The sequence below is a fragment of the Desulfovibrio desulfuricans DSM 642 genome (genome assembly GCF_000420465.1).
GTDB classification, from domain to species: Bacteria; Desulfobacterota; Desulfovibrionia; order Desulfovibrionales; family Desulfovibrionaceae; genus Desulfovibrio; species Desulfovibrio desulfuricans.
On record NZ_ATUZ01000015.1, the window covers coordinates 1 to 23,572 of the forward strand.

Below are 23,572 nucleotides of genomic sequence, written 5' to 3' on the forward strand. Positions count from 1 at the left end.
TCCCTGTCAATTAATATTTTGACAAATTTCGTTGATAGCCATGGAGGAGAGGGTACACCCGATCCCATTCCGAACTCGGAAGTTAAGCTCTCCATCGCCGATGATACTGCATAACGTCATGTGGGAAAGTAGGCCGCTGTCAACGATTGCTCCAAAGCCCCTTGCTGCTCAAAGCGCAAGGGGCTTTGTCTTTTCCTCCTTCTACTACCCCCTCCCTTCCGTTCTTTTTTCCCCCTCGATTTTTATCGTTCCTCTCTGGTAGCGCGTCCAGAGCCCGTCAGCCGCATTTACGCAAACCCGACTTTTTGGGCCTGCCTGCGTCAAAATTAGTTTTTTAATGCTCACGTACTTGAAGTACGCTGCGCTTAAAAAACTAATTTTTCCTTGTCAGTCCACAAAAATGCGTATTTTGCAAATTCGCCCAACACCCGCACATCGCCTCCGCTCACGCTCCGGCGAGTCTAAGGATGGCAGCTCCACAACCATCTCCTGATCACGACCTGCAAAAGATAAGATGCTATAGGCAACGCACGACCACCACCTGATCTCGACCACTGAAAGGCAAGGGGGGAGGCGACGCCATAATCATCACATTTCTGACCCTTGAAAGGCAGGAGGAGTGACCAACAGAAAGTGACTTCAGGGTCTGTTTCTGGTCACGACCACAGCAAATCAAGTTTTCCGTGGCAACATAATTTTTCACTAGTTCATTGTAACTGCTCGCCCGAATGTGTTGAACCTGACTCTGTAAGCTTTCTTTAATTACTGCCTGCAAAAGACATATGATGTTATCGACTCGCCATTGGCATTATTAGTCGTAGGGCTTTCGCTTCGAGGTGACGAGGGGGAGTAATCAACACGTCTTGCCCGTGATGATGATCACAGCGAAGCCAGATTTTTTGCGATGCAACAATTATTGCTGTGAGAGCAGTTTGATCCAACGGCCAGTTTTAACTGTATAATTGTTATCAGGGTAGTTTGCTGAAACGGACTTTATCCAAAGTAAATGCGTCATCAGGCATTTACGCGGCGCGGAGGGAGATCGCCTGACCGCGCGCAGCAAGGGAGGGAAGCTCCCGGAGCAACTGCCGCGTCGCCCTCGCCACACCGAGGTTATTGACAGTCCCTCTTGGGGGTGCTTCGTGGGGGATGCATGGTGGGCCGGAGTGTTGACGAAGTCAACACGACCAGAAATCACGAGCAGGTCGCGGCTTTGCCGCGCCGTCAGCGACGGATATCCGTGACTTTCCGCCCGGCGGTTATACCGCCGATGGCGGCCCAAACCCGCAGCGCGGTGTTTGGCAGCAGATTGTTGGGCGTAGCCCCATAACAGGCCCCGCCTTGCTGCGCGCCGCACAGGCGTCCCAAACTCCGCCGGACGGCGGAATCTCGTGCCCGAAGGGCAGCAAAGACTCCAGCTTTACGGTGAACCTAAATTGCCCACCGCACAGGCGTCCCAAGCTTCGCCTGGGGCGAACCCCAATGCTGAAGGACAGCAAAAAATCAATTCATGGTGAACATAAATCGCCCGCCGACAGGCGCACCAAACCCGGCGGGGAGACAGGATCCCGTGCTCAAAGGCCAACAAATTACAGCTAATTCTCAAAAGCTAATTCTCGACCACTTGAAAGCAGAATTTATAAATTCCTTCCGGTTCTGCGTTCAGGCAGTTCTGTGCGCCGTACTGAGCATGAAAAAAAATTAGTTCTGCATCCTTCTCAACCTCCAATGCACAGCGAAATCTTTGACGAATTTGCGCATGGACTATATGTTTAAATCAGTAACGCCGGGTTGAAGTGGAATGGCCGAGCAAATTTTGTCATACCGTGTATCCCTCGAGAATCCATGAGTATGCTGGACGCAGGAGAATTCCATGAAGTTTACCTCAGTCAATTTGCTGGATGAACTGGCCAAGCCGGAATTCTCCTCGCTGCTTTCCGCTTTTCATGAGCGCAGTTTCTCCAAAAACAGCATGATTTTTACGCCCAGCTATGATGAAGAGCTGGAAAGTTCCCCAACGTCAGTTTCTTCAGCAGGGGAACGGCTGACAGCCGGCAATTATGTGTTCATTGTGAGCAAGGGCCTTGTGCGCGTATATCTTGCCTATGGCGAAAAGGAATTTACCCTCGCCTTTCTCAAACCGGGCGATGTGTACGTCAGCCACTCCAGCGCACAGGTTCAGGCTGTGGAAGATACCACAATCCTGCTGGTGGACACGCCCACGTTTAACCAGCGCATGATGTCCGTGCCGCAGTTTACGGTGACTGTTGTGCGGGTGCTTGGCGGTATTCTCAAAAATACGTTTAGTATTGTGGATGGCCTTGCTCTGCGTGATGTTTCTGCCCGCCTGGCTCGTCATCTTGTTTCTGCCGCGCAAGAAAACGCCCCCGGTCCTGATGGCCGCCGCCGCGCCCGCCTGCAGCTTTCGGGCGAGATGTTGGCCCAGACCCTCGGGGCGTCCCGCCAGACCATTTCCACCCTGCTGACCGACCTGACCCGCTCGGGCATTCTGCTCAAGGAGCAGCGCGGCGTGTATTGCATTCTCGACGAAGGTCGTCTTCGCGAACTTCTGGACTAACCCGCCAAGATTTTCTTCTGCTCTGGCATTTCAACCTCTCAATTTCAGACTATTTTGCTATTATTTTTATGGCATATTTAAAAATAATATAATAATTTCAAATTATTAATATGCTATAAAAATCATTGCCGTGCCTTTGTCGCACATCTGACAGACGCTCTTTCCTGACTGTGATACCAGTATGACAAAGATAGCGGCGCAGACTTGGCGCGCCGTGTAACCTCAAGTTTTGTGGGGCAGCTATGGAAAGCAAGAAGCGCGACATCAATGACATGTCCATATGGGATGATGCCAAAAGTATGCTGGCAAAGGCCAGAGCAGATGGCGTGGAAACTGCCTGGGACAGGCTGGATCAGCAAACGCCGCATTGCCGTTTTTGCGAGCTTGGCACCACCTGCCGCAACTGCGTCATGGGGCCGTGCCGCATCAGTGCCAAGGCCGAGCCTGGTGGAAAACTTTCTCGCGGCGTGTGTGGCGCAGACGCCGATGTGATTGTGGCCCGCAACTTTGGCCGTTTTATCGCTGGCGGCTCTGCCGGGCATTCCGATCACGGACGTGATGTGATCGAGGCTCTGGAGGCCGTGGTGGAAGGCCGCGCCCCCGGCTACCAGATTCGGGACGAGGCCAAACTGCGGCGTATTGCTGCCGAACTGGGCGTTGCAACAGAGGGGCGCGATGCCCTTGATGTGGCCGCCGATGTGGTGGATGCCTGCTACAGCGATTTTGGCAGCAGGCGCAAGGCGGTCAATTTTGTCTCCCGGGTTCCGGCCAAGCGCCGCGAGCTGTGGGAAAAACTCGACATAACTCCGCGCGGCGTTGACCGCGAAATTGCCGAAATGATGCACCGCACCCACATGGGCTGCGATAACGATGCGCCCAATACCATGCTGCATGCGGCGCGTTGCGCCCTGGCCGATGGCTGGGCTGGCTCCATGATCGCCACGGAGCTGTGCGACGTGCTTTTTGGTACTCCCAAGCCCAAGATGTCCACCGCCAACCTTGGCGTAATCAAAAAGGACACGGTCAACATATTGGTGCACGGCCACAATCCTGTGGTGTCCGAGATGATTCTGGACGCTGCCCGTGACCCTGAAATGATCGAGCTTGCCAAAAAGAACGGAGCAACCGGCATCACCGTGGCTGGGCTGTGCTGTACCGGCAATGAACTGCTCATGCGGCAGGGCATCCCCATGGCGGGCAACCACCTGATGACGGAGCTGGCAATCGTGACCGGCGCTGTGGAAGTTGTGGTGGTGGACTACCAGTGCATCATGCCGAGCCTCGTGCAGGTGGCTGGCTGCTATCACACCCGCTTTATCGACACCGCCGCCAAGGCGCGCTTTACCGGGGCCATCCATTTTAATTTCCATCCCGAAAATGCGCGGGAAGAAGCCCGCAAGATCGTACGCATGGCGGTGGATGCATTCTTGGAGCGTGACCCCAAGCGTGTGGAAATCCCCGGCGAACCTGTCAGCATCATGACCGGTTTTTCCAACGAGGCCATTCTTGAGGCCTTGGGCGGTTCGCTTGACCCCCTGCTGGATGCCGTCAAGGCTGGCACTGTGCGCGGGTTTGTGGGCGTGGTTGGATGCAACAACCCCAAGATCAAGCACGACTCGGCCAACGTGGGCCTCATGAAGGCGCTTATCAAAAAAGATATTATGGTTCTGGCCACAGGCTGCGTCACCACAGCGGCGGGCAAGGCCGGGCTGCTGGTGCCCGAGGGCGCTTCCATGGCCGGGCCGGGGCTGCAAAAACTGTGCGGGGCGCTGGGCATTCCGCCTGTGCTGCACCTCGGCAGTTGCGTGGACAACGCCCGTATTTTGCAGTTGTGCGCGCTGATCGCCAATGCCCTTGGCGTGGATATTTCCGATCTGCCCGTGGGCGCATCCTCGCCGGAATGGTATTCTGAAAAAGCGGCGGCCATAGGCCTTTATGCGGTTGCCAGCGGCATTTACACGCATCTGGGCCTGCCGCCCAACATTCTCGGCTCGGAAAAGGTGACGGATATAGCCTTGAACGGTTTGGAACAGATTGTGGGCGCATCCTTTGTGGTCAATGACGATCCCGAAAAGGCGGCTGATCTGCTGGATGCGCGCATCCGTCAGAAGCGGCAGGGTCTTGGCCTGCAACCCTAGGCCAGTGTTTTTTGCAGGGCGGGTGGGCAGGGCCTGTCCGCCCTGTGTAAGGCGCAAGGACAAGTAATAAACCACAGGGGGATTGCATGAAGATTGCCATTTCTGGCAAGGGCGGCGTGGGCAAAACCTCCATCACCGCCTGGCTTGGCGATTATCTGGCGCGGCGCGGAGAAAAAGTCTGGCTTGTGGATGCCGACACGGCGCTTTCGCTCGGGCAGGCCTCTGGTCTGGCGCGGGCTGATCTGCCGGAGGCCCTCACCCAGCGCGCCGCATTGATTGAAGAACGCATTCGCCCCGCAGGCAAGGGCGGCATGATGGATCTTGATCCGCATGTCAGCGATCTGCCCGAGGCTCTGTCAGCCCCCATGCCTGTTGTGGGGGAAGGGGCGAAAACAGCAGGAGACAAACGCCTGCTGGTCATGGGGCCCTTGACCAGCGCCGGGGGCGGCTGCGCTTGTGAAAGCAACGCCCTGCTCAAGGCCCTGCTGGCGCATCTGGTGCTCGACAGGCGTGAATGGGTGCTGGTGGACATGGAGGCCGGTGTGGAGCACCTGGGCCGGGGAACCGTGGCCCATGTGGATGCCCTGCTGGTGGTATCCGAGCCGAGTATGCGCTCGCTGGAAACAGCGGCGGAGGTTGCCCGTATGGCTGGAGATCTGGGCCTGCACCGTCAGGTGCTGGTGCTGAACAAGGCCACTCCTGACCAGGTCGCAGACCTGCCGCCTATTGCCGATCTGCCGCAACAGCGCATCAGTATGCCTGATCTTGAGGCGCTACGGGCGCGCCAGTTGCGCTCCGGTTCTGTTCTGGGGCTGGGCGATGAAACAGAAAAGATGCTGGATAGCTTTTGCGCCAGCCTGCTGCAAAAAATTGAAGGCGAATCCGTCTAACGAAGGGAGCGCAGGCTTGCCCAACAAGCGGCCTTGACCCTGTCTTGCAGGGGATAACTGCGGCAGATTTTTGAGAATTCAAGCCATGAAGTTCAGGCCCCGGTTATGCCGGGGCTTTTTGCGTGATGGGGCATGCAGAAAAAACATCTGCTGCTGCCTTAGGCTTCCAGATCCGTTTGTCCGTTGTAGCGCAGCACAAAGTCCAGGCAGTCCGCGCCAGAAAGCGGGCGGCTGAAATAATAGCCCTGAAACGTATGGTAGCCGATGCCCGTAAAAATGCGCAACTGCTGCTCGTCTTCCACGCCCTCCACCACAGTGGTTATGCGCAGGCTGCGGCTCAAATCCAGAATGCTGCGCACGATCTGTTCCTGCACGTTGCTGTTGAGGCTTTCCGTCAGGGATCGGTCAACCTTGACCGTTGTCACAGGGAATGCGCGTATGTAGCGCAGCGATGTGTGCCCCATGCCGAAATCATCAATGGCAAGGCGTACTCCAAGCACACGCAGCCGGGTGAGCAGATCAAGGGTGCGGGCGTCTGGCTCCAGAATGGAAGATTCCGTAATTTCCAGTTCAAGCTGGGTGGGTGTAAGGCCCAGACCGTGCAGCGTACCAAGCACCATCTGGGCAAAGTTGGCATTGCGCAGCTGGCTGGGAGTGATATTGACGGCGATCACAAGGTCATGCGGAACCGTGGGATTCCATGCCGCGCGCAGTTTGCAGGCCTCAAGCAGTACAAACTTGCCCAGCCGGTCAATGAGGTTTGTGTCTTCGGCAAGCGCAACAATAATGGGTGGGGCCACCGGGCCATATATGGGGTGATCCCATCGCAGCAGGGCTTCCACGCCTGCCACGCGTTTTGCTGCATGGTCGCACTGTGGCTGAAATACAAGATAAAGTTGACCGTCATTGGCGTTAAGCGATCGTTCAAGGTCATTGGCAAGCGTGTGAGCCAGGCGGCCCACTTCGCCGGGAATGTTTAGGCACTTGCGATTGTCGGAAGAACCAGAATCGCAGCGGCTGGCAATTTGCAGCAGGCTATGCATGACCTGTTTGCCGTGCTTTTCGCGCACAGCGTCAGAGAGGGCCACAAAGGGCAGATATATGAGAAAGCCCAGCCCAAGGTTAATCATCTGCAAAATGGAGCCGTTGATGCTGCCAGTCGCCACATAGCCGCTGACCAGGGGGGGGGTGGTCCAGGCAACGCCCACCGTGGTATGCGGCACGAAGCCAATAATTGTTGCGAGGTAGGCCACTACGGTTTGTACCGCCGGCACCAGAAGAAAAGGAATGGCAAATGCGGGGTTGAGCATCAGGGGAATGCCAAAAATAAGTGGCTCATTGACGTTGCACAGGGCCGGGACCAGCGCCAGCAGGCAGAGTTTTTTCATACCCCAGTCGCGGCAGCGTACCAGAACGGCAAAGCACAGGGCCAGGGTGGAGCCAGAGCCGCCCATGCGCGTAAATGTATCAAAAAATATTTTTGTAAAAACAAAAGGCGGCTCGTTGCCATGCATTATGGCTTTGGCATTAACGAGGCCCGCAGGGCTGAGGATGTTCACATCCACAGAATTGAGCACGTTGGGGCCATGAGCGCCGAAAAACCAGAGCACCTGCGAGGTGAAGCTGTAGAGCAGGCCAAAGCCGAGGCCATTGCCGCTATGCTGAAAGGGCAGGGTAAGCAGTTTGCTTGTTGCTGCATGCAGGTCTGTTGCTCCCCATAGCGTCAGCAGAAAGCGGATAAACCCGAAAAGCAAGATTGTTGCCATGGCCGCAGGCATAACCGTGACCACGTCGCGCACAACCGGATCATGCCCGGCCATTTCTTCCGATAGATGAAAAATCCGGTACCGCGCAAGGCGCACAAATACGGCGCTGCCTGCCATCGCCACGCACATGGCAAGCAGAAGGCCTCTGTCCATGGAAAAGCTGATGGTCCAGGAACTTGTTTCTTCCGGCGCCACAATGACAAAAAAGCAGGAGAGAACCACCAGCGAACTCAGCATGGGGCTGACGGCTGGGGCAGAGGGGTTGGTCAGGTTGGCCCGCATGGCGCTGGCGCCGCCCAGTGCACAGGCCAGGGCCAGGGCGGATATGCCGAATGTGCCTGCCACAAGGGTGTCGCACGCGCGCATTCCCACGGGGCCGAGCAGTGCGTCAACGGCATTTTGCGCGGCTTCAAAGGGCAAATTGCGTAGCAGCAGGGTGAATGAGCCGATCATTATGAGCGGCAAAACAATGAACAGCCCTCGCCGTATGGCAAGAAAAAATGGCTTCCCGCTCAAATTATCAAGCAGGCACAAGAGGGATTGGACTAACTGTTTGCTGTTCATATGCAGTATGTCGCTTGCAAGTCCACCTTCTACGGCTCAGTGCGTACGGTCAGGCTGTGAGCCGTTTGATCGAATTCGTGTCAAAGACCTCATAAAGGCAACGGCATCAGGGTTCGCCGCGCCAGCCTGCAAGCTGTCTGCAATTGCACCCGGCAGAAATATCTGTTTGAGCGATCCTGCCATGCATGTTGGATGACTTATTATCAACCTGTGTAATATCAGGATAAAAAACAATCAAGCGCTCAGGGATGTTAGCGGCAAAGATCGTACGATTTTCAGAAGAAAGGGAGGAGGGCAGATCGGCAGGCAGTTCTGGTGGTGAGTGCACTTGCAAGCTTGAGCACAATAAAGAGTATGCCACATCAATGGTTCACTATCTTCTACCGCATGCGCAAGAAAAACGGCGGCTTACCTTGAACCGTAAGCCGCCGTTTATGCATTTCAAAAGGCTGAATTTTGAGTATGTGAAAAACAGAGGCTACTTGCCCGGATGTATTTCAGTTATTTTGCTGCCCTGAATACCCAAGCCGGCCATTAGCCCCTTCTGGTTGAAGAAAAATGCGTACACCCCAGAGCGAGCCGTGGTCGTGGTAAACGATCTGGCCATTCCTTCATCCACAACAACCACGCTGGGGCCGACACCTATCTCCCATCCTCCACTGCTTTTCAGATACTTCAGGTCATCATCCGAAAGAAAAAACAGAGCATAGCCAAACTTCTGTATACCGGCCTGCAGCCCGTAGGATGCTGCAACGCTACGATAGAAGCCCTTGGTTTTGCCTCCAACCCGCAGGGCGCCTTCGCCGAATTGACCGCCAATGATAAGGCCGCCCTTGACTATATTGGGAAAGACAAGGATTCCCTTGGCAGTGCTTCCCATTTTTTTTGCCGCAGGGCTTGAAGCGTATAACTGGTTTAACGCAGCAGTAACATCATAATTGATGGATGCCGCGCTGTCTGCCATGGAGGGCGCGGGAAGAGCAACGACCATGAGTGCAAGCAGGGATAAGAAGATCATCAAACGCCGAAGAATTTTCCCGTTCATTGACCATTCCCCTCGTTAATATGGCCCTGAAAACACCAGGCTTATAAAATCAACGCTTGGAGCCCTGCTTGGAGCCCTTCCGTACGGCGATATCAACAACCTCAAGATAGCTTATGCCCAGCGTATCCCCGACCTTAAGCTTTTTGAGGTTCTCTGGATTTTGCACCTTGACCACCACCACAGAACCATTGGCGAGTTCAAGCTTGGCAAGCTCGTTGACTTTATCCATGGCAAGTATCTTGGCGGTAAAGTTTGATTCCCTTACTCCCATGCCCTGCGGCTGGGATCCGGGTTTGGCCCTGACAACAGCCGTAGCCTGTTCGTCAGCCACAGAACCAGGCTCCGCCAACCACACTGTCAGTTCACGCCCGTAGGAAATATCTACCATATCTCCTTTCTTTACGCGCCGCAGATTAACGGCTTCCTTGCTCACATGAATAATAAACAAATCGCCCTGAAGGCTGCTCAAGGTTACCTTGCGGGCTTTGAGGTCAACAGCTTCAACCTTTGCCACCGTGCTCTCAACTTCAGAACTCATCACCAGCGTTTCATTTGGCTGGGCAGAAGGTTGAGGGGCATTTTTGCTGCAAGCCACCAAACATATAGCCATAAGTCCTAGCACCAATCCAGAAAATACAATCTTCATGCCTTTCCCTCCCATGGTTGACTTTTTCATTTGATTACAAACATTTTTTGACGAGAATAAAGTACCTCTTGCATATTACGCCGTCAATTATATCTAACGTGCGTCAAGGTTAAAACAGTGCGTGAACATAACTACACTGCATATAAAACACGCATGCTAGTGATAACAATTGTGAGTACGTCGTTAATTATGCTTACAAAAGTCGTTCATATCAGACAGGCAAATGCGCTGTGCTGCAACCATGAAGATAGAATTTGGTTCTGAAATACGGATAATATTTTCGTATGTGCTGTTATTTCTGTCAGTATGTTTTATTTATATGGCGGTAGTGATGAAAAGTTAAACGTAGTCTGCATGCAGATACGTTAACTTGTGCTTAAATGCAGATTTTTTTACGAGATTACCAAGGGTATCAGTTGAAGATATTTCAATATTATATCTGATTAGATTTATGTCATGGCGTTTTATCAAGAACAAAAATAATGCTGATCAAAAAGACAGTGCCAAAAATCATGAACTGCGCGCCAAAAATCCAGAAAACCAGCGGCACGGTGAAATAGAAGGCGCGCATTCCCAAATAAAAATGGTTTGCACCCATATTCAGGTATTTTTCTGCCATGCTGCCAAGCTGGTCAGAATTTTGCTGCCCGGCTTCCGCGCCCAGCATAAAGGCCACATGCGTGTAGAGCCTGAGAGATGAGGCAAAGCAAAAAAAAGCCAGAAAAAAATTCAGCAAAAGGGCAAGAATCTTGAAGGCAAACATGCCCGGCTCCACAGAACCAAAAAAGTTCAGCGAGTGCCATGTATGCCGGACATTTTCCCCATTGCCTGTAAGGGAGAGCACGCCAACAGCCAGCAAAACGCTTGTGGAGGCCATGAAGGTCGAGGCCATGGTGGCGTTGCGCAGGGTTTGCACGGCAAGAATGCCATTCTTTTTTTCAAGAATGGACTCCACCCACTTAACCCTTGCCGTCCGCGATATGCCGTGGATTGTGTAGCCGGGATTGGATGATTCCCTGAAACGGATATAGAGATTGTATGCGGCGTACAGAGCCACAGAAATACAGAAACACAGCAGGTCAAAAGTATACATCTGAACCCCCCCGAAGGCGTAAAAGTCACTGCGCCTTTGCCCGCAATCTCTGTATACCCCCGCATGCCGATCCGAAGCAACCAATGTACTGATAGGGGCAGGCATGACCATTGCCGGGAGGCCGCACCTTCAGCCACACATGCCAGCCATTGAGAGTAGCTTTGCGTGACATGCGGGGCTGAAGGTGCGGTTTATCGTTCTAGAAGCTGAAAGACTGAGGCGGGTTGCCGCTGAAATCAAACATGAAGGCCGTGCCGTGATCAACACTGAAAACCGTAAAATCGGGGTTTTCTGCCGAGCCGTAGATGGAGCGGACAAGCCCGTTGTTTTCAATGATGCGCCGCTTGATCGCCATGTCATCGTCCAGATTGGCCTGACCCTTTACGCGCAGGGTTTCCATCTTGGGCGACATGCAGGCAAACTCCAGTCGGGGGTCGCTCTGCAGCTGGGCAAAGGTTTCTTTTGAGCGCGCGGTGCAGAACCACAGACGGCCATTTTCCGCAAACTGAAACTGAAAGGGCCTCACTCGGACCGCGCCGGAATCAGAAGTGGCAAGAAAAACCGTGGTGTTGGCTGAAAGAAAGTCGATTACTTTTTGCATGATATTCTCCATTTTATTCTATATCGAACTATTGTTTCACAAAAAAACATCCAAAGCACAGTGCGTTGGATGCTTTTGCGGGTATCAGAATATGGTTTTCAGGCTGATGTTGCGCAGCACTCTTTCCAGCCCGGCAACAAGGGTTTCCCTGTCGGCTTGGGGCATGTCGCCCCACACGGCATCAAGCAGCGTCTGGGAAATGGCGTCAAAATCAGCCTTGGCAGCAAGAGCTTTGGCGGAAAGTGAAACCAGCGTAACCCGCGAATCTTCCTGCGAGGGAGATTTGGTTACGTAGCCCGCCTGCTCCAGTTTGCCGACCAGTGTGGTCACAGTGTTTTTTTGTTTGCCTATTGCCTCGGCAAGTGCGCTCATATGCATGGGGCCGCGCGTAAACAGGGCCTGCAAAATGGCGCCGTGAGAGGGGGCCATGCCGCTGTGCCCGCGCTTTTCAAGCTCGGCAACTATAAGGTTGTTGGCTTGCTCGCGCACCCGGCCTATGAGCGCAACAATGTGATCCGTCTTCATGGGGGGCAATTTATTTCGATATAGAACTAATGTCAAGCCTGTCATGTGCAGCGCACCGCAGAAAAAGCAAAAATCCCCGGCACCGCCTGATGGCAGTGCCGGGGATGACTGGCATGACACGGCGCAATTATCTGCGCTTCGGGCAGCCCGCCTGAGTGGGCTGCTTATTTGGATTGCAGTTTGAGGCCAGCTTCAAAATGGTTCAGCTTCATGGCCCGGCGAACCTTTTCAAGGGTTTTGGCGGCCTTGTCGTAGGCCTTTTCCGTACCTTTCTTGAGCACGTCAATGACGAAAGGAATGTCCTGTTCGTATTGCTGTCTGCGGGTGCGGATGGGGCCGAGGATCTGTTGCATGACCTCGTTGAGGAACTTCTTCACCGCCACGTCGCCAAGGCCGCCGCGCTGGTAGTGGGCCTTCATTTCGTCCAGATTGGGGTAGGACGAATTGAACTTGGCAAAGTCTTCCGGCACGGCAAAGGCGTCCAGATAGGTGAACACGGTATTGCCCTCAATCTTGCCGGGGTCGGAAGCCTTGAGGTGCCCGGGGTCGGTGAACATGCTGAAAATCTTGTCGTGAACTTCCTTCTCGGAGTCGCTCAGATAGATGCAGTTGCCGATGGACTTGCTCATCTTGGCCTTGCCGTCAATGCCGGGCAGGCGCAGGCAGGCGGCGTTCTGTTCCAGCAGGATCTGCGGTTCCACCAGGGTTTCGCCATAGGTGCTGTTGAACTTGCGCACGATTTCCACGGTCTGTTCCAGCATGGGCTTCTGGTCTTCGCCAACCGGCACGGCGGTGGCTTCAAAAGCCGTGATGTCTGCCGCCTGACTGATGGGGTAGGTGAAGAATCCCACGGGAATGCTCTGCTCAAAATTTTTCTGGGCAATCTCTGCCTTGACCGTGGGGTTGCGCTGAAGGCGCGACACGGTGACAAGGTTCATATAGTGGAAACTCAGCTCATAAAGCTGCGGCAACTGCGACTGGATGAAGATGGAGGACTTTTCCGGGTCAATGCCGCAGGCAAGGTAGTCCAGCGCCACTTCAAGGATGTTGTTGCGCACTTTTTCAGGATTGTCGGCATTGTCGGTCAGAGCCTGCGCATCGGCCAGCATGATGTAGATTTCATCAAATTTGCCAGAATTTTGCAGCAAAACGCGCTGTTTGAGCGATCCGGCGAAGTGTCCGATGTGCAGCTTACCCGTGGGGCGATCCCCGGTCAGAATGATATTGCTCATAATGTTCTGCGTATGTCCTCTGGGCAAGGGCATCAGGAACGCAGCCTCCATGCGTGAATTTTTTGCAGTACGGAGCGGGCTTGCTCCATAAATATGCAACCGTGCCGCAATGTTTGCACATTTAGCAGGGCGTAGGCTTTTGCCTATACACCAAGCATGCGCAGGCCACAAGGGGCAAGGCCGGTAAGGGCGAGACTTCGGCGTTTTGATTGGGAAATTATTCACTTGCGGGCGGCATTGTGCGGGCGTATGGTCTGGGCGTCAGCAGCAGCTTGCCGCCTGTTTGCCGATACGTTTTTGTTGTTCTGTGATTCCATTGCGTTATGTGTATTTATAGAGATTGTTCATGTAACGGGAGTGCGATCATGAAAAAGATGCTTTTTGCCGCAGCGCTGTGCTCACTGGTATTTGCCGGAACGGCTCTTGCGGGCGAACCGCAGCTCTACCCAAAGGATTCCTTGAAAACTTGGAACCGTGATAAGGTGGCGGGCGGCCAGGGAACCTTGTTCGGCCAGTTCGGCTTTACCCGCAACGATGCCTCCAAAGACATGGTCATCAAGGAAATCGGCTGGATGACCCTGCAACCGGGCGCTTCCATTGGCATGCACAAGCATGAAAACAATGAAGACGCTTACATCATCGTTTCCGGCGAGGGCGTGTTCACCGACAGCGCGGGCAAGGAAACTCCGGTAAAAGGCGGCGACATCACAATAGCCCGTCCTGGCGATACCCATGCGCTCAAATGCAGCGGCAACGTGCCTTTGGTATTTCTGGATGTGATCGGCCAGCGTTAGCGCTTCGGACTGTCAGGGCTGGATTAGCCCGATAAATATACCCCATCAGGCAAACAAAGCACGGCAGTCCGTACGCTGCATCTTTGAAAGTCTGATGGGGTTTGTATTTGGTAGGGCGGGTTTTATTCGGGGGGGCACTTTGGGCTTTAGGGCAATATCATCCAGCTATCTGCACTATTCGCTGGTTTTGTCCGTGGTCAGCAGAAATACCGCACTGAGAACCAGCGCGCCGCCCAACCAGCCGGATGCGCTGAAACTTTCATTCCAGAACAGCCAGACCCAAAGAGTGCCAAGTACAGGCTCCAGATGGCAGGTAACGGCGGCCCGCACAAGGCTGATGCGTTTCAGCCCCTGCCCGTAGCAGATGTAGGCCATGTAGCAGGTGAGCAGCCCCAGGGCGAACAGCCAGCCCCATGTGTCCGGGGTGTGATCCACATGCACCGGGCCGCTGAAGCCCAGAGCCGCCACACCGCCCAGCAGCATGAAGCCATAAATGCTGGCTGTGGAATAGCGGCGTTGCCACCAGCGGTAAAAGGGATAGTGCGTGGCGTAGCACAGGCCGGAGAGCAGGCCAAAGCCAATGCCCTCAAGGGATGTTTCGCCCGGCAGGCTGCCGCCGGAAAAACAGACCAGCACCGTGCCGGAAAGGGCAATGAACACGGCCAGCGCCTTGCGCCGTGTTATGTGCTCGCCAAACAGAAAGCGCGAAAAAACAGCCACCCACACCGGGGCCGTATACAGCAGCACCACGGCGGTTGCGCCGCCGCTGAGCTTGATGGCCATTTGCATGGCCCCGAAAAACACCCCAACGCCCCATGCGCCAAAGAGCATAAATGTCAGGGCATGGCGCAAGGGAATGCGCAGGCCCCCGGTCAGAGCTGCATGCGTCAGGAAAAAGGCGCAGCCAATGGCCGCCCGCCAAAAGGCCGTTTCGAGCGGCAATACGCCCGCATGCTGGCAAAACTTGGAAACAACGCCCAACAGCGACCACAGCAGGGCTGCCAGCAAAATCCATACATAGCCGTTAAACATGTTCTGCCGCATAATATTGGTGGAGGTGCAGGGTGTTATTCAATGCCGAGCGCATGGCATACAAGCCCTGCAATCTGCGTTTGATCTGTGGGCAGCGGGGTGTTTTTAAACCCTTCGCCCGCCAGCCACAGGGGAACCCGCCGGCTGGCTTCGCTGTTGTCGTTATGGCGGCCGTCGTCGTCCATGCCGTGATCGCTGGTGACCAGCACCGCGTAGCCTGCCGACGTCCATTCCGGCAGCCAGCGGGCCAGCAGGCCATCGGCCCTGCGGGCGGCATCCCGGTATTCCTTGCTGTTTGCGCCGTGCAGATGGCCTGCGTTGTCGATGCCCATGCTGTGCGCCAGCAGAAGATGCGGCTCATGGCGTCGCCGCAGGCAGGCCGCATCGTGAAAAATCTCATCGTCCGGGTAGGCATCGGTGCAGTAAAACAGGCCGTGGGCAATGGGCAAGGCCGCATCGTCCGTAATCCGGTCGCGCCCCGGCTCAAATGGGGCCACGTTGCACAGCTCGCTCATCCAGTGGTAGGCAGCGGCGGCGGTGGTCAGGCCTGCGGCCTGCGCGCGGCTGAAAATGGTGGGCACTGGGCAGAGCCGGGCATCATCATTATGCATAATGCCGCTTTGCGCCGGGCGTAAGCCTGTGAGCAGGGTGGCGTAAATGGGGCGGGAGAGCGGCGGCAGTTCGCCTTGCAACTCCGTATGGCGCGCCAGACCCGCATCGGTGAGCGACTGCATGTAGCTCATGCAGCGGCGGGCCGTGGCGGCGGCAAGGCCATCCAGCAGCACAAAGACCACGCGGGGCATTACCAGTCTCCCTTGCCTGTCGGGCGCGGGCCGAAATCAAGACAGGGGGCCTGCTCTCGCAGTTGGGCGGCGGTGAGTCCACGCACTGCGTAATTGCGCGCCAGCCACGCCAGAAAGTCATAAATTTTTTTGTACAGGGCATCGGCGGCTTTTTGATCGGGAATGTTGGGCGATCCCCCGGGCAGCATTTCTGACGAATGCCAGAACAGGCTCAAAACCCGTCCGCCGCGCGCCATGTGCAGGCGCGTAGCCGCCCGCATCACGGCGGCGCTGTGCCATACCGGGTTAGGGCTCAACGCTCCCCAAAAATGAAAGGAATCGGCCCAGGCCGCGCCTCTGGCGCACCCATGCCACAGCCGGGCCAGCGTGCGCGAAAGCGGAATCTGCGTAACCGGCGATTCCAGCAGGCCGGGGGCGTCCTCAAGCCAGTAGGGGTCGGAAGGCGCAAGAAAGTGATCCGGCCCGTCAGGGAAGACGCGCAAGGGACATACCGAACTGTCAAAAGTGATGCCTTCCTCCGTCAGCAGGGGGCGCACAACGGATTTGAGATCCCAGCGTCCCATGCGGAAGCTGGTCAGATCCGCGCCCTGAAATTCGCGTCCGGCATCCAGCAGGGTGCGCAGGCGCTGGCGCAGCAGTTCGCGCGGCAGGCGGTCTGTGCGGGTGGGCGGCCCCTGTTTTTGCGTGGCGGGCTGCGCCGTGTCGTCCCCAAGAGGCGGTGTGCTCCAGTGGTGCAGGTGCGCGGCGATTTCCGCATCGCAGTGGTCGCGCATCCAGGCCAGATGGGAACAGGCTTCGGCATTGGCAAAAACCGTGTGCGCGCAAAACAGCGTGAGCGGAAAGCCCAGTTCGCTGGTGAGGGGGGCAAGCCTGCGCAGCAGGGCCACATTGCGCACGCCGCAGCCTTGCGCCGCATAGTTGCCGGAAAACAGCCCCTCTTCTTCCACATCAAGGCTCACAATCACGCGCAGGGCGGGTTTGTCTGCCTGATTATTGAAGGATGTATCGTTGGTGCAGTCAGTCATTTCTTAATTGTAAGCCCAAGCAGGGCGCATGGCAATGCGGGGCGCGCGCAAGCCGCTCACCTGCGGGCCTTGCCTAGGGCGGCATAAAATAATTCCGTGTATTTTAACCGTATTATGAGGGGGTGGCTTGGGCGGCCTTGCAAAACCGGGCGGAATGCATACAATAATGCATACGGCTGTTCGGCTTTTGCGCCGTAACTTTCAGCCGTCCGGTTATCTGAAGGAGAAGCATGACCATCCCACAGCGCATCCTCTTTTTTATGGAGGATCTTTGTTATGGCGGTACGCAACGCCAGACTCTTGAACTGGCCCGCCGCCTGGATCGAACTCGTTTTACGCCGGTCATGCTTACGCTCACTGGCCCCACTGATCTGGATGAAGCCGCGCGGGATGCGGGCATAGAGCTGCACCACATGGGGCATGACCGCAAGGTGCCGCCCCTGTTTTTTGCTGCCCTGTATTCAAAGCTGCGCCGGTTGCAGCCAGATGTCATCGTGCCCTGTACGGCCTTGCCCAATATCTGGGGGCGCATCTGGGGGCGGCTGGGCTGGCTTGGCGAGAAGAAAGCCCCGCGTATTGTGGGAACCTGCCGAGGCGGCGGCGGCCCCAAGCGCCAGCATGAACGCTGGCTTTGGCGGCTTACGGATCATATGATCTGCAATTCCGAAGCATTGCATGAAATTTTACTGTATTTCGGCTTGCCGCAATCCCGTTTGAGCTACATCCCCAACGGAGTGGATACGGAATTTTTTGCGCCGTCCGGGGCTGCGCCCTCGGCCCGAGCGCCCGAGATTGTCTGCGTGGCGCGCCTTGCGGGCGACAAGGATCATCTGACCCTCTTGCGCGCCTTTGAGATTGTGCTGCAACGTCACCCCTCGGCGCGTTTACGCATTGTGGGTGATGGCCCGGAAGAGGCCAGTCTGCACCAGTGGGCCGCGCAGCACGCTGCCGGAGGCAACGTGGACTTTATCCCCGGCGGGCTTGATATGCGCGGGCACTATGCAGCTGGGCGCATCTTCGCACTTTCATCCGTGCGCGAGGGTCAGCCCAATGTGATTCTTGAAGCCATGGCCTGCGGCCTGCCCGTGTGCGCCACATCGGTTGGCGGCATTCCACGGCTGGTGGAGAGCGGTCAGAACGGCCTGCTTTCACAGGCGGGCGATGTGGCGGCCCTGGCGGAAAACTGCTGCCGTCTGCTCGAAGACGGCGCGCTGTGCGATGCCATGGGGCAGGCCGGGCGCTTGCGCGTGGAGCGGGATTTTTCCTTCACTGCCATGGTGGAGGCGCATCAGGCCGTTTTTGCTGGCTTGCGCCGCAACTGACGGCTGAACTTGTCAATCAGTCTTCTACTTAAGTGTGGAAGGCGCAGGAATATATGGAATTAGATCAAAATTCACTGCGTGCATGCTCCAGGGCTGCACAGGCAACGCGGGCAATACGGCTCAGGCGCGCGCGGCTGAAGTATGCAGTTTTGTGTTTTGCGGCGCTTTGCGTCTGCCTTTGCCTGATGACCGTGGGTGTTTTTGCGACTCGCGCGGCCGAAGTTCAAACCACGCAGGACCAAAGTTCCGGCTCCCAGGCGGGACAGCGCGGCGAACAGAAAAATATGCCGCTTCCCGCCGGGGATACAGCAACGGCAACGACGTCCGCTGCCAACACCCCTGTGGAAGTGCGCGAACTCTGGACAGGCTCGCTCTATTCATCAACATACCGTGTTGGCGTGTGTGTTTCCGCTCAGGGCACGGTGCGAGGCGTGGTGCATCTGCGTCTGTACAACGGCAAGGTTGACGTGTACCACATAGATGGAACGGTGCGTAACAACGATATTGAGGCGCACCATTCATCCGGGCATTCATTCAAGGGGCGTCTTGCTTCTGCCGATAAAGTCGAGGGCGTCATCAGCCTGAAGAATGGCATGAACGTGCGTCTGGAGGGCAAGCGCACCCACGATGCGCCGCTTGCGCCAGAAGATTGCGCTCCCTTGCCCCAATAAAAATTTGCGCTGAGGGCGGGGCGTTTTCACATCCTGCCCCGGCATGCCTTGCCTTAACATGCGTTTGCCGCAATCGCTGCAAAGTCTCATGCCCTTGCTGCCGCTTGCTGATCCATCCAAACAATAACATGAAGGAGTGCCTATGTTCTGGATATGGTTTTTGCTGGCCACCTCCCAATGCGCTCTGTTGTATATTCTGGCCCGCAGGGGCGAAAGCATGCCCCGCCGTATTGAGGAAGAAGCCGAGGCCAACCGCGCCATACCTGAAGACAAATGGCCCTCGGTGGGCATGATTGTGCCCGTGGCCGGGCGCGATCTGCGCATGGAAGGCGCGTTGCGCAGCCTTTTGACCCAGAATTACCCCCGTTTTGTCCCCGTGCTCGTTACTGCGGAAGAAAATGAACCCGCCGCCGAGCTTGTAGGCAGACTCAAGCAGGATTTTCCCGCTCTGCGTCATGTGGTGGCAGGCACCGCCACGGGTTGCGGGCAAAAAAACCATAACAGCCTTCAGGGTATTGCCGCTCTGGGCGATGAAGTGGACGTCTATGTGTTCTGCGACAGCACCCACATGGCGGAACCCGATTTTCTGCGGCATCTGGCGGCGCCCATGGCCAGGGGCGAGGCTTCGTTCAGCACCGGTTACCATGTTGTGGAGCCTCGCGACGATCAGCCCGTAACGCTGGCCTATACGCTGTGCGTCATGCTTATGCGCTACCTGCAAGCCATGTCCGCCTTTACCCAGTTGTGGGGCGGCGCTATGGCCATGACCCGCGAGGCCTACGTAAAATACGGCGTGGCGCAGTTGTGGCTTGAAAACGTGGTGGACGACTGCTCGCTCACGGCTCTGCTTCAGGTGCGCGGCGCCAAGGTGCGGCTCTGCCCCGGCGCTTTGCTGCACACCGATGCCGTTAATCACTCCGCGCCCGTCTGGCGGGCCTGGATGGACAGGCAGGTACTCTTTCTCAAGTTTTGCATGCCCGGCCAGTGGAAGCTGCTGGGCCTCATGTGTGTTATGATGGCCCTGCCCATGGTGTGCGCGGCCCTGGCCTTTCTAGGCTGGATTGTGAACGTGGGCAGCGGCGCCGGCGTGTTGCTGGGGCTGTTCTGGCTGGCGGCGATGGTGAGCGCGCTGCATCTGTGGCGTGGTCTGCTTGCCAAGCCCGTGCCGCTGTGGCGCTGGTGCATGGCCTTTGCGGACGCCGTACGCATGTTCACCTCTGTATACTGGCAGAGCATAAAGTCGTGGAATATTGTCTGGCACGGCATAAGGTATGAAGTTGGCAAGGGCGGGGTAGTGCTGCGCTCTGAACACAGTCACGGAACAAAATAGCAATGTTGAAACCACTCCTGATGCAGGCGTGGTTTGCCAGATTCTTTTTTGTTTGCGCATGCGGCCCGTGACAGGGTATGAAAATAGAGGCTTTGACATACACCCGAAGTGGCGTGTATTGTCTTTTGCCCTTTTGTCACGGGCAGCATGCAATATATCTGTATGCAGCCCGACAGCAGGATGCGGCAATGGCGTTGCGCATGTGCGCGGCATAAGCCACGGCTTTTTTTATCGTTTTTTGTCAGAGTAGTGATTGCGCCATGATTGCAATGTCAGACCTTATTCGCATCAGCCTCAGGCAGGTTGTGCGCCAGCGCGGCTTCGGGGTGATGCTTTCCATCGCCCTGGGCATCACGGCGTTTATCGTCCTGGCGGTACTTGGCCGCGAAATCCGGTACAAGGTGGGGCAGGACATGGTGCTCATGGGTGGCGTCAACGTCATTCAGGTATACATGGATGATGCCCAGTACCCCGGTCAGCCCGACCGCGAGTTTTATCCTGAAACTGTGGAAGCCCTTTCCCAGTTGCCCGGCGTCAGCCTGGTGAGCAGAAACCTGCGCGACAACAAAAATTTCCCCATACGCGGCACCGGCGAGCGCACGCTGAATGTGGATTTTATCGGCATCGACCAGTATTTCGCCGAGGTCTACTCCATTGATCTGGCGGCCGGGCGGCTGCTCAATCAGGAAGATGTGGACTCTCACAGGCGCGTATGTCTGCTTGGCAGGGATGCGGCCAGAAATTTATTTGGCGGTTCGGAAGAAGCCATAGGCAAGCTGCTCTTTCTGGAGCAGGATGTTTTTGAAGTGGTGGGCGTTGTCAGCGGCGTCATGCTCGGCAGCTGGAGCCAGGGCGGCTTTTTGCCCTATACCACCATGGCCGACCGCAACTGGGGCCGGGGCAAGGTGCGCAGGCTCTTTATCCGCGCCATCGGGTGGGAAGACGTGCCGCCGCTTGTCAAAATTATTCCTCAGATGGTGCGCGAGCATCAGTCCGCACCCTATATCGTGGTGCAGACGCAGGAAGATCAGCTCAAACGCATCAAAACCACCTTCATGTGGGTTGAGGCTCTGCTGTGGCTTGGTATTGCCGCATCGCTCATGCTGGGCGGTTTCGGCATCTGGTATGGCACGTTTGCCGCAGTTCGGGCCAGAACGCGCGAAGTGGGCCTTAAAAAGGCCATGGGCGGCTCGGATGTAGACATCCTGGCGCAGTTCCTGGCCGAGGCTCTGTGCAAATCGGTTGCTGGCGGCATATTTGGCATTCTCATCGGCTGCGCGCTGGTCGAGATCGGTTCCTTATCGCTTGGAACGGGCGTTTCGTATTCGCTGCTGTTTTTCAGCAGCTTGGGAAGCATCGTTTTTTCTGCCGTCATAGGCATTGCGGGCGGTCTGTTCCCTGCCATGCAGGCAAGCCGTATGGACGTGGTAACCGCTCTGCGATTCGAATAGCACACAATGCGCGGGTTGCCCCGCGTTCTTGCGGCTCTGCCGCACATGCACAAGGTGGATCATGGCACCCGTTATAGTCGCCAAAGATTTATATAAATGCTACGCCGGTTTTTCACCGGTGCTGCGTGGCGTGAATATTGAAGTTGTTCCCGGCGAGATGGTGGCCATTATGGGGCCTTCGGGCTGCGGCAAATCCACCATGCTGCACGTGCTGGGCATGCTGCACGCGCCCGATTCCGGCTCTTTGCAAATTCTTGGCAAGGATGTGCTGACGCTCGACCGTGAGCAGACTGCCAGTTTCCGCCGTGGCACCATGGGCTTTGTCATGCAGTCGAGCAACCTTTTTGACCACTCGACTGTGTTTGAAAATGTTGAATTCCCCCTGATATTTGAGAAAATTCCGCCAGAAGAACGCTGGGAGCGGGTTATCCGCGCCCTTGAACTTGTGCGCCTTTCTGCGCGTGTACACTACCGAAGCAACCGCCTTTCGGGCGGCGAGCAGCAGCGTGTGGCCATTGCACGCGCCATGGTCAACAATCCCCGCATCCTGCTGGCTGACGAACCCACGGGCGCGCTGGACGCCAAAACCAGCCGCCTTATCATGGATAATTTCCGTTCGCTCTGCCACACTGGCGGCGTTTCCATGGTCATGGTTACGCATGACCCAACAATGGCCGAATTCTGCGACAGCATCTACACCCTTGAAGACGGCATTCTGCACTGCCGGCAGCGTAATCTGCCGCAGATGCCCGACACCATTTCGCACAATCTGCTCCATGGGGTTGCCCCTGTAGTGCGCGGCGCCATGGTTGCCGAGAGCTTTCCCGAGGCCTCCGGTCAGTGCCTTATGGATGAGGCCCACCGTATGCACGCGTCGGGCCTGCTCACCCGTATTTACGCCATCCGCGACAACGGATTTCTGGGCAATCCCGAGGGCTACGCCCTGCCGCTGGCTGTGCGGCGTATCGGCGCGTTGCGTGTGCTTGCGGCCTGCCTGGGTATGCTCAGGCTCATGCGCGCTTCTTCCTCCCAGTTGTGGGCGCTTTGGCGCAAACTGCCGGGGCGTGGCCGCTGGGGCAGCCGCTGGTGGGATCACCTGCGCGCATTTTGCGCCGGGGCCATGCTGGCGCGTTGGGGCCAGGAAGAAAAGATCGAATTTTTCTACGCTGCGGGGGCTCACGGCCCGGCCACGGCCAGCTGGGTTGCCTCGCGCCTTCTGCATGTGCCGTATGCTTTCGCCGTGCGCGCTCAGGATATGACGGAACCTGGCCTCAACTGGGCCGCCAAGGGTGCGGATGCAGAATTTGTGCGCTGCGATACAGAGGCCACCCGCAATGCCATGCTGCAATTGCTGCCCGAGCTGAAAGACAAACTGCTTGTGCTGCGCGATCCCCTTACCCTCACGCCGCCGGAGGATCTGGAAGAGCAGATGCCCGTTCCCGCTGGGGACGATGCCGCCAGTGATGCGGATAAGGCTGCGGATTTCAATCTGCTGGCTGTGGGCACCATTGCGCGCCGCAAGGGATACGATCTGCTGCTTCGGGCATGCCGCCTGCTGGCCGACAGAAATGTGAACTTTTCGCTGACCTTTGTGGGCCAGGGGCCGGAGAAGCTGCGTTTGCGCTGGCTTGTCTGGCGGCTTGGGCTCCGTGGTTCGGTTCAGTTTGCCGGGCAGATTCCCCATGAGAACATGGCGGATATGTACAACCGGGCGGATGTTTTTGTGGCTCCTGGCCGCAAGACCACTGGCGGAGATGCCGACGGTGTGCCTTCGGCTCTGGTGGAAGCCCTGGCCTTTGGCCTTGCGGTGGTTGCCAGCGATCTGCCGGGCCATGCGGAAGCCATTACGGACGGCGGCAATGGACGCCTTGTGCCGCAAGACAACGTGGGCGCGCTGGCTGATGTTCTGGAAGCTCTTGCCTCCCGTCCCGAGGAACGCAAGCGCCTTGGCGAGGGCGCCCGCAAGTCGGTAGTTACCCTTGTGGATACCGACCGCACCGAAGCCCGCCTGACCGAGCTGATCAAAAAAGCCTGCGGCAAGGCCTGAACCACGCCGGGAGAGCGTC

Annotated in this window: 19 protein-coding genes and 1 rRNA gene; 10 read left to right on the forward strand and 10 right to left on the reverse strand. The window is 56.5% G+C overall.

Annotated elements, in window-relative coordinates; all coding sequences use genetic code 11:
- The first annotated feature begins 30 nt into the window (after window positions 1-30).
- From rrf to G449_RS0109880, 4 genes are all read left to right on the forward strand, one after another.
- Window positions 31-145, forward strand: a 5S ribosomal RNA gene (gene rrf, locus G449_RS0109865).
- Window positions 146-1,873: 1,728 nt separating this feature from the next.
- Window positions 1,874-2,578 (forward strand): Crp/Fnr family transcriptional regulator, encoded by a 705-nt coding sequence (locus G449_RS0109870; RefSeq protein WP_022659148.1) that lies wholly within the window; start codon window positions 1,874-1,876, stop codon window positions 2,576-2,578.
- Between the two features lie 242 nt (window positions 2,579-2,820).
- Complete coding sequence (gene cooS / locus G449_RS0109875; RefSeq protein ID WP_022659149.1) at window positions 2,821-4,716, forward strand: anaerobic carbon-monoxide dehydrogenase catalytic subunit; 1,896 nt, start codon at window positions 2,821-2,823, stop codon at window positions 4,714-4,716.
- An 86-nt stretch (window positions 4,717-4,802) separates the two neighbouring features.
- On the forward strand, window positions 4,803-5,606 hold the full coding sequence (locus G449_RS0109880; RefSeq protein WP_022659150.1) for an ATP-binding protein: 804 nt from the start codon (window positions 4,803-4,805) through the stop codon (window positions 5,604-5,606).
- 158 nt (window positions 5,607-5,764) lie between these two features.
- On the opposite strand, the gene G449_RS16745 is transcribed toward G449_RS0109880, so the two are convergent.
- The 7 genes from G449_RS16745 to trpS all read right to left on the reverse strand — a co-directional run bounded on the left by G449_RS16745 (window position 5,765) and on the right by trpS (window position 13,078).
- Complete coding sequence (locus G449_RS16745) at window positions 5,765-7,936, reverse strand: EAL domain-containing protein (RefSeq protein ID WP_034605535.1); 2,172 nt, start codon at window positions 7,934-7,936, stop codon at window positions 5,765-5,767.
- A 478-nt stretch (window positions 7,937-8,414) separates the two neighbouring features.
- Complete coding sequence (locus G449_RS0109890) at window positions 8,415-8,981, reverse strand: lipid-binding SYLF domain-containing protein (protein ID WP_022659152.1); 567 nt, start codon at window positions 8,979-8,981, stop codon at window positions 8,415-8,417.
- A 49-nt stretch (window positions 8,982-9,030) separates the two neighbouring features.
- A complete protein-coding gene (locus G449_RS0109895; RefSeq protein WP_159060465.1) occupies window positions 9,031-9,519 on the reverse strand; it encodes a hypothetical protein in 489 nt (162 codons plus the stop codon).
- A gap of 562 nt (window positions 9,520-10,081) precedes the next feature.
- Window positions 10,082-10,720 (reverse strand): DUF599 domain-containing protein, encoded by a 639-nt coding sequence (locus G449_RS16750; RefSeq protein WP_022659154.1) that lies wholly within the window; start codon window positions 10,718-10,720, stop codon window positions 10,082-10,084.
- Window positions 10,721-10,919: 199 nt separating this feature from the next.
- Window positions 10,920-11,321: a pyridoxamine 5'-phosphate oxidase family protein gene (locus tag G449_RS0109905; protein ID WP_022659155.1), complete on the reverse strand. Its 402-nt coding sequence runs from the start codon at window positions 11,319-11,321 to the stop codon at window positions 10,920-10,922.
- Window positions 11,322-11,405: 84 nt separating this feature from the next.
- The gene (locus G449_RS0109910; RefSeq protein ID WP_027180889.1) at window positions 11,406-11,846 is read right to left on the reverse strand and encodes a MarR family winged helix-turn-helix transcriptional regulator; all 441 of its coding nucleotides are present in this window, start codon (window positions 11,844-11,846) and stop codon (window positions 11,406-11,408) included.
- 164 nt (window positions 11,847-12,010) lie between these two features.
- Window positions 12,011-13,078 carry a tryptophan--tRNA ligase gene (trpS, locus tag G449_RS0109915; protein WP_027180890.1) on the reverse strand — a complete coding sequence of 356 codons (1,068 nt, stop codon included), beginning with the start codon at window positions 13,076-13,078 and terminating at the stop codon, window positions 12,011-12,013.
- Between the two features lie 365 nt (window positions 13,079-13,443).
- Between trpS and G449_RS0109920 the strand changes: the two genes are divergently transcribed.
- Window positions 13,444-13,872, forward strand: a complete 429-nt coding sequence (locus tag G449_RS0109920) for a cupin domain-containing protein (protein WP_022659158.1) — start codon at window positions 13,444-13,446, stop codon at window positions 13,870-13,872.
- 174 nt (window positions 13,873-14,046) lie between these two features.
- Here G449_RS0109920 and G449_RS0109925 read toward each other — a convergent pair whose 3' ends face one another.
- The 3 genes from G449_RS0109925 to G449_RS0109935 are packed head-to-tail and all read right to left on the reverse strand — an operon-like array spanning window position 14,047 to window position 16,732.
- Window positions 14,047-14,904, reverse strand: a complete 858-nt coding sequence (locus tag G449_RS0109925; protein WP_245170848.1) for a DMT family transporter — start codon at window positions 14,902-14,904, stop codon at window positions 14,047-14,049.
- Between the two features lie 35 nt (window positions 14,905-14,939).
- Window positions 14,940-15,707, reverse strand: a complete 768-nt coding sequence (locus tag G449_RS0109930) for an alkaline phosphatase family protein (RefSeq protein ID WP_027180891.1) — start codon at window positions 15,705-15,707, stop codon at window positions 14,940-14,942.
- Window positions 15,707-16,732 carry a polysaccharide deacetylase family protein gene (locus tag G449_RS0109935; protein ID WP_022659160.1) on the reverse strand — a complete coding sequence of 342 codons (1,026 nt, stop codon included), beginning with the start codon at window positions 16,730-16,732 and terminating at the stop codon, window positions 15,707-15,709. Before G449_RS0109935 ends, G449_RS0109930 begins: the two co-directional genes overlap by 1 nt.
- Before the next feature lie 230 nt (window positions 16,733-16,962).
- Here G449_RS0109935 and G449_RS16755 point away from each other — a divergent pair, with 230 nt between their 5' ends.
- The 5 genes from G449_RS16755 to G449_RS0109960 all read left to right on the forward strand — a co-directional run bounded on the left by G449_RS16755 (window position 16,963) and on the right by G449_RS0109960 (window position 23,553).
- Window positions 16,963-18,054, forward strand: coding sequence for a glycosyltransferase (locus G449_RS16755; protein ID WP_034605537.1), 1,092 nt, complete (start codon window positions 16,963-16,965; stop codon window positions 18,052-18,054).
- A gap of 284 nt (window positions 18,055-18,338) precedes the next feature.
- Window positions 18,339-18,725, forward strand: coding sequence for a hypothetical protein (locus G449_RS16760; RefSeq protein ID WP_211215149.1), 387 nt, complete (start codon window positions 18,339-18,341; stop codon window positions 18,723-18,725).
- Window positions 18,726-18,867: 142 nt separating this feature from the next.
- Window positions 18,868-20,055, forward strand: a complete 1,188-nt coding sequence (locus tag G449_RS0109950) for a glycosyltransferase family 2 protein (protein ID WP_022659162.1) — start codon at window positions 18,868-18,870, stop codon at window positions 20,053-20,055.
- A 260-nt stretch (window positions 20,056-20,315) separates the two neighbouring features.
- Window positions 20,316-21,506 (forward strand): ABC transporter permease, encoded by a 1,191-nt coding sequence (locus G449_RS0109955; RefSeq protein WP_022659163.1) that lies wholly within the window; start codon window positions 20,316-20,318, stop codon window positions 21,504-21,506.
- A 61-nt stretch (window positions 21,507-21,567) separates the two neighbouring features.
- The gene (locus G449_RS0109960; RefSeq protein ID WP_022659164.1) at window positions 21,568-23,553 is read left to right on the forward strand and encodes a glycosyltransferase; all 1,986 of its coding nucleotides are present in this window, start codon (window positions 21,568-21,570) and stop codon (window positions 23,551-23,553) included.
- Window positions 23,554-23,572 lie beyond the last annotated feature (19 nt).